Source organism: Botrimarina hoheduenensis (assembly GCF_007859815.1).
Lineage (GTDB): Bacteria > Planctomycetota > Planctomycetia > Pirellulales > Lacipirellulaceae > Botrimarina > Botrimarina hoheduenensis.
In genome coordinates, this window is sequence record NZ_SJPH01000004.1 from 375,325 (window position 1) to 390,684 (window position 15,360).

Here is a 15,360-nt window from a genome sequence, read left to right on the forward strand (position 1 = left end):
CGGCAAGGCTGGGCAATCAATCGCAACTTACGAACCAAGGAGCTTCTCGAGCGTGCTCTTCGCCACCGCGAGCGCCTCGGGGGTCTTGGCGGGCAGTTTACCGCCGGCTTGGGCCATATCCGGCCGTCCGCCGCCGCCCCCCCCCACCACCGCTGCCACGGGTCCGATCCAGTCCTTGGCGGTCACCCCCCGCTCGACCAGGTCTTTGGTCACCGCGGCAATGAGGGTCACTTTGTCGTCTCCCTCGGTCGAGGCAAACAGCACCGCGGCCGGCTGCTTCTTCTGGCGGATCGCGTCGATCAGCTGACGGAGCAAGCCCACAGGTGCGTCGGGCGTGTGCGCGATAACCGTCGTCACGCCGGCAATCTGGGTTGCGGCCTCGAGCAGCGTCTCTGCCGACAGGGGGCCGGCTGCTTCGCGGTTCTTCACCTGCGCTTCGAGCGTTTCGATCTCGGCCATCAATGCCGCAACGCGCTCGGCGGACGCGACGGGGGCCACCGAAAGCTGCCGCGAGACATCGGCAACCGCCTGTCGCTTCTGAGCATACGTCTTGAGCTCGGGCCCCCGGAGCTGCGCGGGCGTCGGCTCGACCTCGCCCCCGCCGGCGAGCTTCTTCTTGAGGGCCCGCTGCCGCGCTACCAACCGCCCGACCGCCTCGACCACGGTCTCTGACTTCACTCCCAGCGTGCTGGCCAAGGCCGCCAGAATCGCTTCCGTCTGGGCGCGGTGCTCGGTGGCGCGCTGGCCGGTCAGTGCCGTCACGCGCCGCGTTCCGGCAGAGACACCTTCTTCGGCGAGGATCTCGAACTCGCCCACGTCCGCGACCTGCTTCAGGTGCGTTCCGCCACACAACTCGCGGCTGAACGCCTGCTGGTCGTCGAGCGGCCCCATTGAGACCATCCGCACGGGGTCGGGGTACTTCTCGCCAAAGAGCATCATGGCACCCTGCTGGCGGGCCTCGGCCAAGGGGAGCGTCTCGCAGCGCACGGCTCCGCCTGCGGCAACGGCGGCTTCGACATCGGCGGCGATGGTCGCCAGTTGTTCGGGCTCAACCGCTGAGAGGTTCGTGAAGTCGAAACGCAGCCAGTCGGCATCGACTTTTGAGCCCTGTTGCTGGGCGTGCGTGCCGAGCGTTTTCTGAAGCGCGTGGTGCAACAGGTGGGTTGCGGAGTGCGCACGACGGATCGCGTCGCGACGGTCTTCGTTGACCTTTGCCAGAACACTGTCGCCGGAGTTGAGGGTCCCCTTGAGCAGTTTGCCCGAGTGTACAAAGAGCGAGCCATCCTTCTGGGTATCGGTGACGACAAACACGCCCTTCTCGCCAGTCAGCGTGCCCGTATCGCCCACTTGGCCGCCGCTCTCGCCGTAAAACGGCGTTCCCTCGAGCACCACGCGGGCTTGCTGTCCTTCGGCCAGCGCTTCGGCGAGCTGCTCGTCTTCGCCCGTTCCGACAACGATCCCCACCACTTTGACGTTTGCCTCGGTGGTGTCGTAGCCGAGGAATTCGGTGGCGTGCCCCGCCTGCTTGAGCGAGTCCATCGGCCCCTTGGCACCCATGACTGTGTGGGTGAGCTTGCCCGAAGCCTCGCCGTGCTCCTCCATCGCACGACGGTAACTGTCCCAGTCGAAGGCCAACTTCTGATCAGCGGCAAGGCTCTCGAACAGCTCAGGCGGCACGCCGTACGTCTGGTACAGCTCCGCTGCGAAGGCACCATCGACCGCCGTGCGGTTATCGGTACGCATCTCGTCGAAGACCCGCTCGATACGGTTCAAGCCGTCATCGATCGTGCCGAAGAAGTTGGCCTCCTCTTTCTGAATGACGCTCGCGACGCGCTCCCGTGTCTCGGAAAGCTCGGGGTAGGGGTTGGCCATCACCTCCGCCACCTTCGGCACGAGCTTGTAAAGAAACGGATCACGCAAGCCCATCTGATGGCCGTCGAGGACCGCGCGACGCAGCAACCGCTTCACGACATACTTCTCTTTGTTGGCACCCGGATACACATTTTCATGAACCGCGAAAGCGCACGCGCGGAGATGATCGGTGATGCGCCGCAAGCGTCGTCCCGTGTCGCTGTCGTAGACGTATTTCACGCCGCACACTTCCGCCGCGGCATCGACAATCGGCCGGAGCGTGTCGATGTGAAAATTGGTGGGCACCCCCTGCAGCGCCGCGGCAGTTCGCTCAAGGCCCATGCCGGTGTCGATGTTCTTGCTCGGCAGCGGACGCAGGTTGTCCGGCGGATCGCCCACACGATTGAACTGGGTGAATACCAGGTTCCAGATCTCGAGCGGCTCGGCCCGGCTGCCATCGGCAAGCGTGGCGGTGTAGTAGATCTCGCTGCACGGGCCGCACACGCCGTCCGGTCCCTCGCTGGGAGCGCTCGCCGGCCAGAAGTTTTCGTCCTCGTCTTCAAACGAGATCCGGGCGGGTGGCAGACCGATCTGGTCGCGCCAGATGGCGGCCGCCTCTTGGTCATCTTTGTAGACTGTCACCGACAACGACTCGGCGGGAAGCCCCAGCCATTTCTTGTCCGTGAGAAACTCCCAGGCCCAATGGATCGCGTCGCGCTTGAAATAATCGCCGAAGCTGAAGTTGCCCAGCATCTCGAAGAACGTGTGATGCCGGGGGGTGCGGCCCACATTGTCGATATCGCCGGTACGCATGCACTTCTGGCAAGTCGTGGCCCGGGTGTAGTCGAGCTTCACCTTGCCCAGGAAGTGGTCCTTGAACTGGTTCATCCCCGCCGGGGTGAACAGCACGCTGGGGTCCCAGGTCGGCACGAGCACGTCGCTGGCGACGCGGGTGTGGCCCTTCGACTCAAAGAAGGCAAGGTACTTTTCGCGGAGCTCGTCGGTCTTCATAAAAGCAAAGGGGAGGCGGCATTCGGCGGGCTTGGCGACCCTACGGGGCCGCGGCAGAGCTCCGAATCGTACCCGCTACGGGCTCGCCGAGGAACGGATCCTTCGGGCTACAGGGGCTCCGAAATACGTTGCAGCCGGGGCAGAGCCCGCCCATACTGGATTGCCAGATCGCCGAAATCACTTGCCGATGCCCCCAAGTCCCGACGGAGTCAACGAGCTTGTCACGCATTCTTGCTCTGTTTGCTAGTCTCGTTGTGTGGGTCGCCCTGGCGGAACACGCTCAGGCGTGCTCGTTCTGTGCGGCGATGGGCTGTACACCGTGCGACCGGGCTCCCGTTGCCGCTACGGACGACCCCAACCCCGGCTACGTGCTGCAGGGAGACGGCGTTCAGTGGCCGCAACCCGGCGGCGATGGCACGCCGATCACGATCACTTATAGCTACAACAACTTTCTTGACGGCGGCATGCTGGACCCCAGCAACCAGCCGATCGCTGCCGATTTTATTCGGCAAGTGACCGCCGAAGCTTTCGGCCTGTGGGCCGCGGTCGCGCCGCTCCATTTTGTCGAAGTCCCCGACGCCGGCGGCAGGGTCTTCGTTGGCTTCAGCGCGGCCTACAACGCGCTGCCGCAAGACGGCTTCGGACAGATCCGCATCAGTCATCGCTTTATCAACGGCACTGACGAACAGAACGGCATGCCGGTCGCTAAAGCGCTCGCGTGGTTCCCGGCCCCCTCGGCGGGAGCCATCGGCGGCGATATCCACTTCGACAACGGCGATCGCTGGGGCATTGTCGGCACGCCCAGCCAGCCCGACATCTTGGGCATCCTCACCCACGAGATCGGCCACGCGCTGGGCTTGGCACACTCGACCACGTCGGAAGCGGCCATGTGGTTTGCCGCGCCACGCCGCAGCGGGCCGGGCACCGGCATGCTGTGGCCCGCCGATATCGCCGGCGTCCGGGCGATCTATGGTGCTGGCATCGGCAGCGTCACGCCGCTACAACTCGTCCCCGAGCCCACCGCGGCGCTGCTTGTTGTGGTCGCGGCCTTCGGGGTAGCCTGCACGGGCCGCCGGTGAAGATTGCTCCGTAGCGGCTTCCGAGCCCCTGCCAACGAGCGTCTTCGGCCATGCGACTAAATTTTCTCTGCGCCCTGGTGGTTGCCGGGGGGGCGATCCTCGCGACCCGCCCCGCAGTCTTCGCGCAGGCCGCCGCTCCCGTCGCGACAGCGCCTGCCGTCTCGCCGCTGGATGACTACGTCGCCGCAGCCGACGACACCTTCGCTTGGCGCGTGCTGAGCAAGCAAGCTCATGAGGACCGCACGGAACTCGTGCTGGAAATGACCTCGCAGCGCTGGCGCGACGATGACGAAGTCAGCCGCGGCGTGTGGCGGCACGGAATCACCCTCGTCATTCCGCACAGCGCTCAGTCGGACGCCGCTTTGCTCTATATCGCAGGGGGCTCGAACAACGATCCGCCCCCGAACGCCGCAAGCAACCAGATCCGCGAGGCCGCGCTGGCGAGCCGCTCTGTCGCAGCGATGCTCACCTGCGTACCCAACCAACCGACGATTGTCTACGGCAGCGACGCCCCGCACCGCGATCGGTATGAAGACGATCTGCTGGCGGCCACCTGGAACCGGTTTGCCGCCACAGAAGACCCCACCTGGCTCGCCCAACTCGCGATGGCCAAGTCGGCCGTCCGGGCGATGGATGCGGTGCAGGCGGCCGTTGCCGAAGTCGACGGCGCGCCGGCGATCAAGCGGTTCACCGTGGCCGGAGCCTCGAAACGCGGCTGGACGACCTGGCTGACCGCGATTGTGGATAAGCGTGTCGCGGCAATCGCCCCGATCGTCATCGACATGCTCAACATCGGACCCTCAATGCGGCACCATCGGGCCTGCTACGGCGCTTGGTCGCGGGCCCTGAAAGACTACGAAAAACAAGGCATCGCCGACAAGCTCGATCAGCCCGAGGGGCAGGCGATCCTCTCGATCGTTGATCCTTACGCCTATCGCTCTCGGCTGAGTCTTCCCAAGGTCATGGTGAACGCCGCGGGCGACGAGTTTTTTCTGCCCGACTCGTCCCGGTTTTATTACGACGATCTTATCGGCGAAAAACACCTCTCTTACACGCCCAACACGGGCCACTCGCTGCGCGGCACCGACGCCCTGGAGACGGTCATCGCGCTGCACGCATCGGTCGCACACGGGCTGACACGGCCCACGGTCACGTGGACTGGCGACTCCACCGGGGCGGAGCATGTGGTAACCTGCTCTGCCAAACCGATCGAGGCCGTGCTGTGGCGGGCCGTGAACCCCGCGGGGCGAGACTTCCGTCACGCGCTGATTGGCGCTGCCTATGAATCGAGGCCGCTCGAAGCGGACGGTAGCGGCACGTACCGCATCGCGATCGAACCTCCGGCAGAAGGATATTCGGCCACCTTCGCCCGCTTCACTTTCGACATCGGGGCCGGCGTCCCATGGCGCATCAGCACCCCAGTGTGGGTCGCGCCGGACGTCGAGCCGTTTGCGGGTGGCGAATAAATTCAGCCTGACCGGGACGGTGCATCAGGCTAAAGCGATCCTCTATGATAAACCTCTAGACGCAAGCACTTCATTCTTCAGAGCGATCGCATCCAAGGACTCGGGTGACCAATAGCGCCATAACACCGCACGAAGCCGCGTTGCTTAAAACGATGCAGCGCTACTGGGGCTACGACTCGTTTCGCCCGCTGCAGCGCGAGGCGATGGCCGCCGTCATGGACGGCCGCGACTCGGTCGTGGTGCTCCCCACGGGTGGCGGCAAGAGCCTGTGCTTTCAAGCCCCGGCCGTGGCGATGGGGGGGATGGCGCTCGTCGTCTCGCCGCTCATCTCGCTGATGAAAGACCAGGTCGATACGCTCCGTTCAGCCGGGGTCTCTGCGGCGTACCTCAACAGCACCCTCTCGACCGATGAGCGACGCGAGGTGATGGAACAGATCCGCGGCGAACAGCTCAAGCTGCTGTACGTCGCCCCCGAGCGGTTGCTGCTGGACGGAACCCTGTCGATGCTCGCGCAAGCCAATGTCTCGCTCGCCGCGATCGACGAGGCGCACTGCATCAGCAGCTGGGGTCACGATTTTCGCCCCGAGTACCGCGGTCTGGCACGCCTTAAAGAAGTGTTCCCCCACATCGGCGTTCACGCCTACACCGCGACCGCCACCGAGGCGGTCCGGGACGATATCGCACGCCAGCTCGGTCTGGCCGACGCCGAGATGCTCGTCGGCTCGTTCGACCGACTGAACCTCATCTATCGGGTCCGCAGCGCGGCAGGACGCATGGGACAGATCCAACGCGTTATCGAGCAACACCGGGGCGAGTCCGGCATTGTCTACTGCATCAGTCGCAAAGAGGTGGAGAAGACGGCGGCGGCGCTCGTCGGGCTGGGCGTCAAGGCCAAGCCCTACCATGCGGGCCTGACCGACGAAGATCGCAAACGCCATCAGGATGATTTCCTCAACGACCGCGCGGAGGTGATTGTCGCCACCGTTGCGTTTGGCATGGGGATCGATAAACCCGATGTGCGCTTTGTCGTTCACGCCGGGATGCCCAAGTCGCTGGAGAACTACCAGCAGGAAGCGGGTCGGGCGGGCCGCGACGGCCTGCCTTCCGATTGTCTGCTGCTCTACAGCCGCGGCGACGCGGCGCTGTGGAAGCGGATCATCGAATCCTCGGCCGACCCGGGCGTGGGCGATGGAAGTGCCGACTCGCTCGATGGTGCCCTCCGCGCACTGGACGGCATGAGCGGCTACTGCGGCGGCGTTTCATGCCGCCACAAACAGCTCGTCGAGCACTTCGGCCAGCCGTTCAGCCACAACAACTGCGGCGCTTGTGACGTCTGTCTTGGTGAACTGGACCTGGTCGACGACGCCCTGCTGCTAGCGCAGAAAATCGTGTCGTGCGTCGCGCGGCTTGAGCAGCGTTACGGAGCCGATCACACCACCAAAGTGCTCGCCGGATCGACCGAAGAGCGGGTGCTGCAGCTCGGTCACGACCGCCTTAGCACCTATGGGCTGCTGAAGGATCAGCGCACGGGCGACATCCGCGATTGGGTCGAGCAGCTCGTCAGCCAGGGCTTCTTGCTCAAGGCCGGAGAATACGGCGTGCTGCACATTACCGAATCGGGTCGCCAGTTGCTCAAGGGCGAGGCCGAGCCCAAGCTGCTCCGCGCCAGCGCCGCCGGAAGCGATAAACCCGCGGGCCGCAACCGCGCGACTGAGAGCTGGGAGGGGGTCGATCGCGCGTTGTTCGAGCAGCTGCGCGCGCTACGATCACATTTGGCGACCGAGCGCTCGGTGCCGGCCTACGTGGTGTTCGGCGACACCACGCTCCGCGATCTGGCCCGACGCCGACCGACGACACTCGATGGTTTCCGCCATGCGCAGGGCGTCGGCGAGAAAAAACTCCGCGACTACGGCGACGCTTTTGTCGCGGCGATCAGCGGCTATTGTTCGACCAATGGCGTGGCGGGTGACATCGAAGTCGTACCGACGACCGAGGCACCGCGCCGCCCATCGCGCCCGCGCAAATCGGGAGCAAACGCTTCGGCGATGGCAGCGTTCTCGCTCTTTCGCGAAGGTCTGGCGATCACCGAGGTGGCGCGCCAGATGGGGCGCGCCCCCTCGACCGTCACCGGCTACCTGAGCGAGTACCTCAAGCACGAATCGGTTACCGATCCCACGCCGTGGGTCGATCGCACAACCGCTACGGCCGTCGAGGAAGCGATCGAATCGGTCGGCCTGCGCGCCCTGAAGCCCCTGCACGAGCACCTGGGCGGGACCGTCGATTACGACGCGATCCGGATCGTCGCCACATGTCTGGCCAATCGCGAACGTGTTTAGGCGCTCGCCGTGAGGCTCATTTTTCGCCCGCGCTGAGCTTCAGATTCTTGTCGTGTTCCACCTGCAGGGTGTATTCGACAAGGGTCGCGTCGTCGCCCACCCCCGGTGCGACGCCGAGCACCCAGTTGAGGAAACCCTCTTTGGTTGGCTCGCTGACGCTTGGCTCACCGGGCGTGTTCATCCCCGGCTTGGCGGAGACGAGCGTCACCTTGACCGCGTCGGTGTCGGACGTGGGCAGCCGATCGCTCAACCGCACCTCGACCGGCTTGTCGCCGAAGTTATCGATCGTCAATCGATAGTCGAAGCGTGCTACGCGATTGCCCCCCTGCACGCGGTCCGACTTATCAACCAACTCGCGCGAAGCCCGCAACGACTCGTCGATGCCGAGCCCGACCGTAAACCCTTCGCCGATCGCGATCGAGGGGACCTCGCCCCGGCCCACGAAGCGATCGCCCAGAAAAGTAGCCGCCGGACCCGCGAGCAGCACGCTCTTGGTGCTGTTCACCAACCGCGCCTCTTCGTACACGTAGCTGGTCAGCACCGGAGCCGCCACGCGGTAGAACTCCGCTTCTAGCGGCAGCGCCACGATCGGGATCAGCTGTTTATCGCTCCGGCTGGGGAGCGACATCCGGTTGGCCAGTCGGTAGACGACGCTCATTCCCTCCGAGGCGGGCTCTGGCTGAGTAGGACTGCGATCGCGGTCGGAAGTTCTTCCGCTCAGATCGAGTAATTGCAGTTCGCACCCCAACGAGTTGAGCCCCGAATCGAACCGGGAGAGCTCTTGTTCGTTGCTGTACACGCCGCCAAAGCCGCCACTGACCTTCGACTTGGCGAGGACCGGAGCCGAAGCGGATTCCGCCGCCGGCATCAGCCCATCGCTGAGGACTCTTCCTCGATTGATCGCCAAGTTCTTCTGCTCAAAGAACAGCTCGGCCTTCGACCGGCGCGCCGGCTGATTCACCGCTTCGGCGATCAGCCGCACGCTGAGCGGTTCGAGCTTGGGGGCCGTCGCTACGAGCGACGGTGTGGCGGTTGAGAGGATCATCGCCACGTCGGACCAGTCCTCGCCGCTCATCTGCGTGACCGAGGCGTTGTACTCGACGGTGACCCTGCTACGGTCCTCGGCAGCACGCAAGTTATAGGAAGGGCTCCAGGTAGCGCCCGACACGAGATAGCTTAGCCGTACCGCGGTGGCACCCTTTTGCTTGCTCAGGAACACCACCGCTTCGCGGCTGGTGCGGTTGGCACCCTGGGTGAGCGTATCGCGTTTACGAGCGAGGAGCGCCATCTCGTCGTCAAGCTCTTTCGCGCGGCGGGCAAGCTGTACGTCGCGCTCGGCAACCACTTCGCGCTCGCGAAACAAGAGGGTTGTCATCTGCGCGAGGGCCTCGGCATCGAGGACGCCGGTCGCAAGATCACCACGCGAGGTGTCGGCCGTAAATTGTTCGAGCTTGCCGAGGTAAACGGTCCGCTGCGTCAGCAGTCGCTTCTGGGCTTCGAGTTCTTGGCGTTGCTCCGCCAGCGCGGCGAGCCGTTCTTCGATCTGGCGCACCTCCGCGCGATCGTCTGACACCACGGGCCGCAGCCGCGAACGAACCGAACGCACCTCAACCCCCTGCCCCGGCTCCGCATAGAGGCTGCCGGCGAGCAACTGCTCGGGCAGGCCCGTCACGATTGCTTCGACGAGTCCAGCCGCTTCCGGCAGGGTCACCTCGCGTGTCACGAGGGCTTGCCCCTGGAAGACCGTGACGGCAACGACCCGTCCTGCATCGGTGAGCGTCTCAGCCGCCAGCGTGATACGCCCGCTCAGCAGCCCTAACGCCAGCAGGCCCACAAAGCAGCGGAGAAAAGGCAAGGAGATCAGTCGCATAAGAATTCGCCCGGATGAGTGAAAAGGTTGGGGGGTCTGCCAAGGCAGGGATGCCACGGCTAGCGGGTCCTACGCGGGGAGGCTTCGAGAGGTTTCCCGCGGGGGTCCTCATTCCCTAGCGATGCTCCTGGCCAAAAGGGCACCACCAAATCGCAAAAAGAACCAAGAATCGAGGGCGACCACCCTGAGCGAGGCGCTTGCTAGCGTGCCGGTGGCGCAGAGAATCGAGGGATTGCCGTCCTTGCAAGCGGCCCCTTCCCTGCCTTGATCGGTACACGCTCTGCCATGTCGTCTGGTCCGCTGCCGTCGGAATCCCGCCCGCTCCCTCCGTCGATCGCCGAGAAGATCGTCGCTGAGGGTCTGACGTTCGACGACGTGCTCGTCGAGCCACGCTACAGCGAGGTTGTGCCCGCCGAGGTGAACGTCGCCACACGGCTCACACGCCGCATCGCGATGAACGTCCCGCTGCTTAGTTCACCGATGGATACGGTCACCGAGCACCGCATGGCGATCGGCCTGGCGCTCGTGGGGGGGCTCGGCGTGATCCACAAGAATCTGTCGATCGAAGAGCAGGCGCAGGAAGTGGAAAAGGTCAAGCGGTCAGCCAACGGCATCATCGCCGATCCGGTGACGTTGCCGCCCGAGGCCCTGGTCGCGCAAGCTCGGGAAACGATGTCCCAGTCCCGGGTTTCGGGCGTGCCGATCACCACTGCTAGCGGTCGGCTCGTGGGCATTCTCACCCGCCGCGACCTCCGTTTTATGGAGCGCAACGACCTGCCGATCGGCGAGGTAATGACCAAAGACAACCTGGTAACGGCTACGGGGACCGTAACGCTTGCGGAAGCTGAGAAGATCTTGATGGAGAAAAAGGTCGAGAAGCTTCTGCTGGTTGACGAAGATTACACACTGACGGGACTGATCACGATCAAGGACATCGACATGATGCGCCGCTTCCCCGAAGCGGCAAAAGACGCACAGGGACGCTTGCGTGCCGGCGCCGCTATCGGCGTAGGCGATTTCGAGCGGGCCGAGCGGCTCATCGCCAAAGAGGTCGATTTCCTGGTCGTTGACAGCGCCCACGGACACTCGCGGAACGTTATCGAGACCGTCAGGGGGATCAAACAACGCTGGGATATCGATGTGGTCGCCGGCAACGTGGCGACGGCCGAGGGAACCCGCGACCTGATCGAGGCTGGAGCCGACGCCGTTAAGGTGGGCATCGGGCCCGGATCGATCTGCACCACGCGGGTCATCTCGGGCATCGGGGTTCCGCAAGTGACGGCGGTAGCAGCGGCAGCGGCAGCGGCTCAAGGAACCGGTGTCACGATCATCGCCGACGGGGGCATTCGGTATTCGGGCGACATCACCAAAGCGATCGCCGCTGGGGCCAACGTGGTCATGATCGGCGGCCTGCTCGCCGGCCTCGACGAGAGCCCCGGCGAACGGATCCTGTACCAAGGACGCACCTACAAAACCTATCGCGGCATGGGTTCGCTCGGGGCAATGGCCAAGGGCTCAAGCGAACGCTACCGCCAAGCTGGAAGCCAACACGAAGCAAGCAAGCTGGTGCCCGAGGGCGTCGAGGGGCGTGTCCCCTACCGCGGCGAACTAGGGCCCTTCATTTACCAACTCGTGGGCGGCCTGCGGGCCGGCATGGGTTACTGCGGAGCGCGGACTATCGACGAGCTGCGAACGCAGTCGCGGTTCATCCGGGTCAGCCCGGCAACGGTTAGGGAGAACCACCCTCATGACATCGCCATTACGCACGAAGCGCCCAACTACACCACCGAGCACCACGGCTCGGAGGGATCCTGAGCGCACTACACCCCACCGCCCCGCTGCTGGTGCCGCCGCGGCGTATCGCCGTGTGGCCGACGCCACCGCACCGGAAGGCACTGAGCCGCTCTGGCTCCCCTCTGGATGGCTGGTAGTGGTGCTGCTGCTGACCTCGGCAGCCCCGGTGTTCGGTGAACGGATCGCTCCGCCAGCCGGCAGCGATGGATGGCGCCCACGTTCGTCGGCAAGCAACTCCACCGTCACGCACCGCGCAATCGCTAGCCCGCTAACCCGGTCACCGTCTCAAGCCGTCATCGCGCCACGCCCTGCCGAGCCGCGCTGGGACCGTTCGCTGCGGCCAGTCGATTACCAAGACGATATCGCGGGCCCAGCGCTGCGCGTCGCACAGCGTGAGCGGCCGGACACCGACGCCCTGCGCCGTCGTCCGACACGGTTTGCTCAGCAAGATAATCTGGAAGAACTGATCGAGCGTCCCCTGGGCACCGATCCGAATGCCGCTCGGCAGTACGAAGAGCTGCCGGCCGATCCCTTCGATCAGCCTCCGTTCGGAGCGAACGAACGCGAGCCCGCACGGCCCGCCGAGAACAACGACTACGTGCGTTCTCCGGCTGAGGAAGAGCCACCCAAGAACCGCGGTCGCGATATCGCCGAGGACCTCGCCGCCCCGTTTGGCACAAGCGACACGATCGACCGCGGCAACGACACCGCCCTGGAAGAAGACCTCGCCGAGGCCCGCAAGGACTGTGTCGAAGAACTCGCGAAGGTCAAAGCGAAACGCTTGATCGGTTTAGATCTGTCGATCGGCGTCGCAGGGGTCGCGGGGGAAGACTACCCGTACGAGTGCTCGATCGATGACGGCATGGTTGGCGCTCCACGCTGCTGGGCCGAGATCACCTACATGTGGAAGGCCTCGGCCCTGTGCCATAAGCCGCTGTACTTTGAGGACGTTCACCTGGAGCGTTACGGCCACTCGTGGGGCCCGGTGCTGCAGCCGCTGGTTTCGGGAGCCCACTTTTTTGGACGCCTGCCCGTGCTGCCGTACTGCATAGGTCTGAAGACTCCCAACGAGTGCGTTTACACCCTGGGTCACTACCGCCCGGGCAGCTGTGCCCCGTACACGATCGACCCGATCCCGTTCACCTGGCGGGCGGCGTTGTTCCAAGCCGGTGGGGCGGTCGGCGTGGCCTCGTTCCTGCCCTGAGTGGACTGGGGCCTGACGACGCGAGGGGTTAAGTTAAGAACAGAACGACCGGCGGCGTCCCACGCAGTATTAGCGTGTCGGACGCCGCCGCTGTTTTCCTGCCCGCCGCCGCCCCGCTGAGTTCCTCCGCTTGATCGTCCGCTTATTTCCGCACGGGTCGGCCGAGTATCGGGCCTCGCTCACTTTGCGGTGCCGCTTCCTGCGCGAACCGCTCGGATTGATGCTGACCCCCGCCGATCTGGCAGGCGAAGAAGACCAGCTCCACTTCGGTCTGTTCCTTAGCGAAGAAGACCAGGCGGTTTGCCCCCCTCCAGAAGGGCTTGTGGCAAGCCTGATCGCTAAGCCACTGGAATCCCCCCCGCAGGGGGTAACGCGGGTCATGGGCGCAGCCGACGCGGAGTCAGGCGTTTCCGCCCCTTCAGAAGCGGTGTTCGAGGGGTATTTCACTGGCCCCGTGCGGCTCCGCCAGGTAGTGGTTCACGACGATTTTCGTTCTTGTGGAGCGGGACGAAGACTGCTGGCCGGTGCTGAAAAGCACTTGAGCGAGCTGGGCGCGACGGAGTTCCGCCTGTTCGCGCGGACTCCGGTGGCGGGCTTCTATCAGCGCTGCGGCTACGAACTGACGGGCCTGGTGGCAGAACTCATCGGCCTGCCCCACAGCGAGCTAGTTAAGACGTATCGCGGACTCGAATGAGCGTTCGGGCGTTCAAGACGCTGTTGGAGTAAAGAACTCCGAGCCGCGAGCGATTGCGCAAACAACCCGTGCTTTTCCGCACGACGGCCCGGATCGCTTGACGCCTACTGGGGGCCGACTATGGTTAGATGTGGTTGGAAGATCGCGATGAGCTGACTATTTTGTTAGCGTCATGCGGCCTTAGTGCTTGGGAACTATCGCGTCGGAACCGCGGCTTTTCCCTCAGAGCAGCGTAGAGGCATCGGCGAGAGCTTTGCGGGCGAAAAATTCGCCCGCACGGTCAGCTCTCTTAGCGCCCCTTATTTGTACCGCTTCCACCCCCCCGCCCCACGCTCAAGGTCGCACAGCGGCACGCTCACTCGCAATCGCGGCGTGAGCGCGAAGTAGGCTGCCCCTGCAGTAGTCTTAACCGACCGCTCGTTGGTGGCATCGTCCCCGTCCCGCGATTAAATCTGCATCGCAAAGCCTCCGGCTGCTATTTAGTAGCTTCGCTGAAATTCTTGCCGTTTGGGCCTTTGCATTCCCACCGCAAAAAACATCTCCGTTTAGCACTCTCGAAGGAACCGAGTAAATGTTGCGTCACTTATTCAACTGCGCGGTTAGCGCGTCGATTGCTTTGATCGCGGCGACATCCGACTCCCAAATCTACTACCCGATGCAGAACACATCGGGCAGCGAGTTCGTTGTGCTGACCTCCGGTGACGTTGATCCCGGCACGCCTTTAAACGATCCCGATGTGACGATCGCCTACGGCATCAACTATGCGACCTATTCGGTGGGATTCGGTGTGCCCGCGGGCATTCCCGAGGCTCCCAACACTCGGCCCGGTGATACGCCGCGGACCGGTATGTTCGTCTCAGCCAACGACAACCTGATCACGAACATCTCGGGCCTATCGGAAATCGCCCTGCTGCCCAAGGACACCAGCACGGGCCAGTTGCTCAGCCTTACCGGTGCTTACGAGGTGCAAGTCGACATCTGGATGAACTACGACAAACAGTCGGCAAACGCCACCGAATTCGGCGGACTGTTGGTCGGACACGATGGCCTCACGCAAGGCCGTTTGACCGGCGGCGGTCTCATCTACTCGGGAGACTCCGGCGCGCTGAGCGACTTCCGTTTGCAGCACGGCCCGGCGAGCGGTGTGGGCGAAGCGAACAACGGCGGCGTCGGCTTTATCCGCATCGCGGGTGAGGACGACGGCATGGGCGGACTGCTCAACGGCGACGGCTACTACAATCCTGACGTCGCGACCGACTACTTTGCCGATGTGCAGTTTGACGCCGACTTCGGCGTCGCCGCCGCACTCGATAGCGAGAACGACTTCTGGCAAGAAATCGCCGGCGATCGGACCGACCTCGGTGCCTCTCTCTCCCCTTACAATTCGCAAGGCGTTGGCCAAGCGGGACCGCCGACCGTCAATAATCCCCCGGGCGACATGGGCATGCGCTGGGGTACCATCCGCATCGAAGTCGATCCGAACGAGATGGGCACCGGCCCCCGCGCTGCGGCCGGTGTCGCCCGCGTCTATCTCTCAGCCACTTGGCAGGTTGATGGCGACGACGACCTCAACACGTTTGATCCTGTCACGATCACCGGTCCCGAGAAGCTTGTCGGAACGATCAGCAACAGCCTGACCGGCCCCGATGTCGCCGGCAACCAAACCGCCGTGCTCGACTTCAGCGATCCGATCGCGATGATCTACGCCGACCTGTTCGTCTCGTTCGAGGGGAGCGGCTACAACTTCGCGATCTTTGATAACCTGATCGTCACGCCCGCTACCGTTTCGGCTCAGCCGGGCGATTTCAACGGCGATGGCAAGGTGGACAACGGCGACCTGAACCTGCTGCTGGGCAACTGGGGTTCGGCTACCGTGCCCGTCGATTGGATCAACGGCTTCGACACGCCCGTCGATAACGGTGAACTCAACGCGCTGCTCGGCAATTGGGGCTTCGGCGTCAGCGTTGCCGTGCCCGAACCGACCGCTCTGGCCATGCTGGCCGTTGGCTCACTGCTGATGATCCCCAAGCGTCGCTAGTCATCTCTGAATCTAAC

The 15,360-nt window shown here is 64.2% G+C and carries 9 protein-coding genes; 7 read left to right on the forward strand and 2 right to left on the reverse strand.

Annotated features, from left to right (window positions below; genetic code table 11):
* Positions 1–27: 27 nt before the first annotated feature.
* Positions 28–2,862, reverse strand: coding sequence for an alanine--tRNA ligase (alaS, locus tag Pla111_RS11525; protein ID WP_146574482.1), 2,835 nt, complete (start codon positions 2,860–2,862; stop codon positions 28–30).
* 218 nt (positions 2,863–3,080) lie between these two features.
* Between alaS and Pla111_RS11530 the strand changes: the two genes are divergently transcribed.
* The 3 genes from Pla111_RS11530 to recQ all read left to right on the forward strand — a co-directional run bounded on the left by Pla111_RS11530 (position 3,081) and on the right by recQ (position 7,743).
* Positions 3,081–3,941 carry a matrixin family metalloprotease gene (locus Pla111_RS11530; RefSeq protein WP_146574484.1) on the forward strand — a complete coding sequence of 287 codons (861 nt, stop codon included), beginning with the start codon at positions 3,081–3,083 and terminating at the stop codon, positions 3,939–3,941.
* 50 nt (positions 3,942–3,991) lie between these two features.
* The gene (locus Pla111_RS11535) at positions 3,992–5,407 is read left to right on the forward strand and encodes a PhoPQ-activated pathogenicity-related family protein (RefSeq protein WP_146574486.1); all 1,416 of its coding nucleotides are present in this window, start codon (positions 3,992–3,994) and stop codon (positions 5,405–5,407) included.
* A gap of 104 nt (positions 5,408–5,511) precedes the next feature.
* On the forward strand, positions 5,512–7,743 hold the full coding sequence (recQ, locus tag Pla111_RS11540; protein ID WP_231930970.1) for a DNA helicase RecQ: 2,232 nt from the start codon (positions 5,512–5,514) through the stop codon (positions 7,741–7,743).
* A gap of 16 nt (positions 7,744–7,759) precedes the next feature.
* Here recQ and Pla111_RS11545 read toward each other — a convergent pair whose 3' ends face one another.
* The gene (locus Pla111_RS11545) at positions 7,760–9,613 is read right to left on the reverse strand and encodes a mucoidy inhibitor MuiA family protein (protein WP_146574488.1); all 1,854 of its coding nucleotides are present in this window, start codon (positions 9,611–9,613) and stop codon (positions 7,760–7,762) included.
* A gap of 285 nt (positions 9,614–9,898) precedes the next feature.
* Between Pla111_RS11545 and guaB the strand changes: the two genes are divergently transcribed.
* The 4 genes from guaB to Pla111_RS11565 all read left to right on the forward strand — a co-directional run bounded on the left by guaB (position 9,899) and on the right by Pla111_RS11565 (position 15,343).
* Positions 9,899–11,428: an IMP dehydrogenase gene (guaB, locus tag Pla111_RS11550; RefSeq protein ID WP_146574491.1), complete on the forward strand. Its 1,530-nt coding sequence runs from the start codon at positions 9,899–9,901 to the stop codon at positions 11,426–11,428.
* 52 nt (positions 11,429–11,480) lie between these two features.
* Positions 11,481–12,611, forward strand: coding sequence for a hypothetical protein (locus Pla111_RS11555; protein WP_146574493.1), 1,131 nt, complete (start codon positions 11,481–11,483; stop codon positions 12,609–12,611).
* A 130-nt stretch (positions 12,612–12,741) separates the two neighbouring features.
* The gene (locus tag Pla111_RS11560; RefSeq protein ID WP_146574495.1) at positions 12,742–13,305 is read left to right on the forward strand and encodes a GNAT family N-acetyltransferase; all 564 of its coding nucleotides are present in this window, start codon (positions 12,742–12,744) and stop codon (positions 13,303–13,305) included.
* A gap of 571 nt (positions 13,306–13,876) precedes the next feature.
* Positions 13,877–15,343, forward strand: coding sequence for a hypothetical protein (locus tag Pla111_RS11565; protein ID WP_146574497.1), 1,467 nt, complete (start codon positions 13,877–13,879; stop codon positions 15,341–15,343).
* The last annotated feature ends 17 nt before the right edge of the window (positions 15,344–15,360 follow it).

Coding starts and splice junctions, on each gene's coding strand:
- Pla111_RS11545 (WP_146574488.1), bottom strand. CDS start 9,613: ATGCGACTGATCTCCTTGCCTTTTCTCCGCTGCTTTGTGGGCCTGCTG.
- guaB (WP_146574491.1), top strand. CDS start 9,899: ATGTCGTCTGGTCCGCTGCCGTCGGAATCCCGCCCGCTCCCTCCGTCG.
- Pla111_RS11565 (WP_146574497.1), top strand. CDS start 13,877: ATGTTGCGTCACTTATTCAACTGCGCGGTTAGCGCGTCGATTGCTTTG.
- alaS (WP_146574482.1), bottom strand. CDS start 2,862: ATGAAGACCGACGAGCTCCGCGAAAAGTACCTTGCCTTCTTTGAGTCG.
- Pla111_RS11535 (WP_146574486.1), top strand. CDS start 3,992: ATGCGACTAAATTTTCTCTGCGCCCTGGTGGTTGCCGGGGGGGCGATC.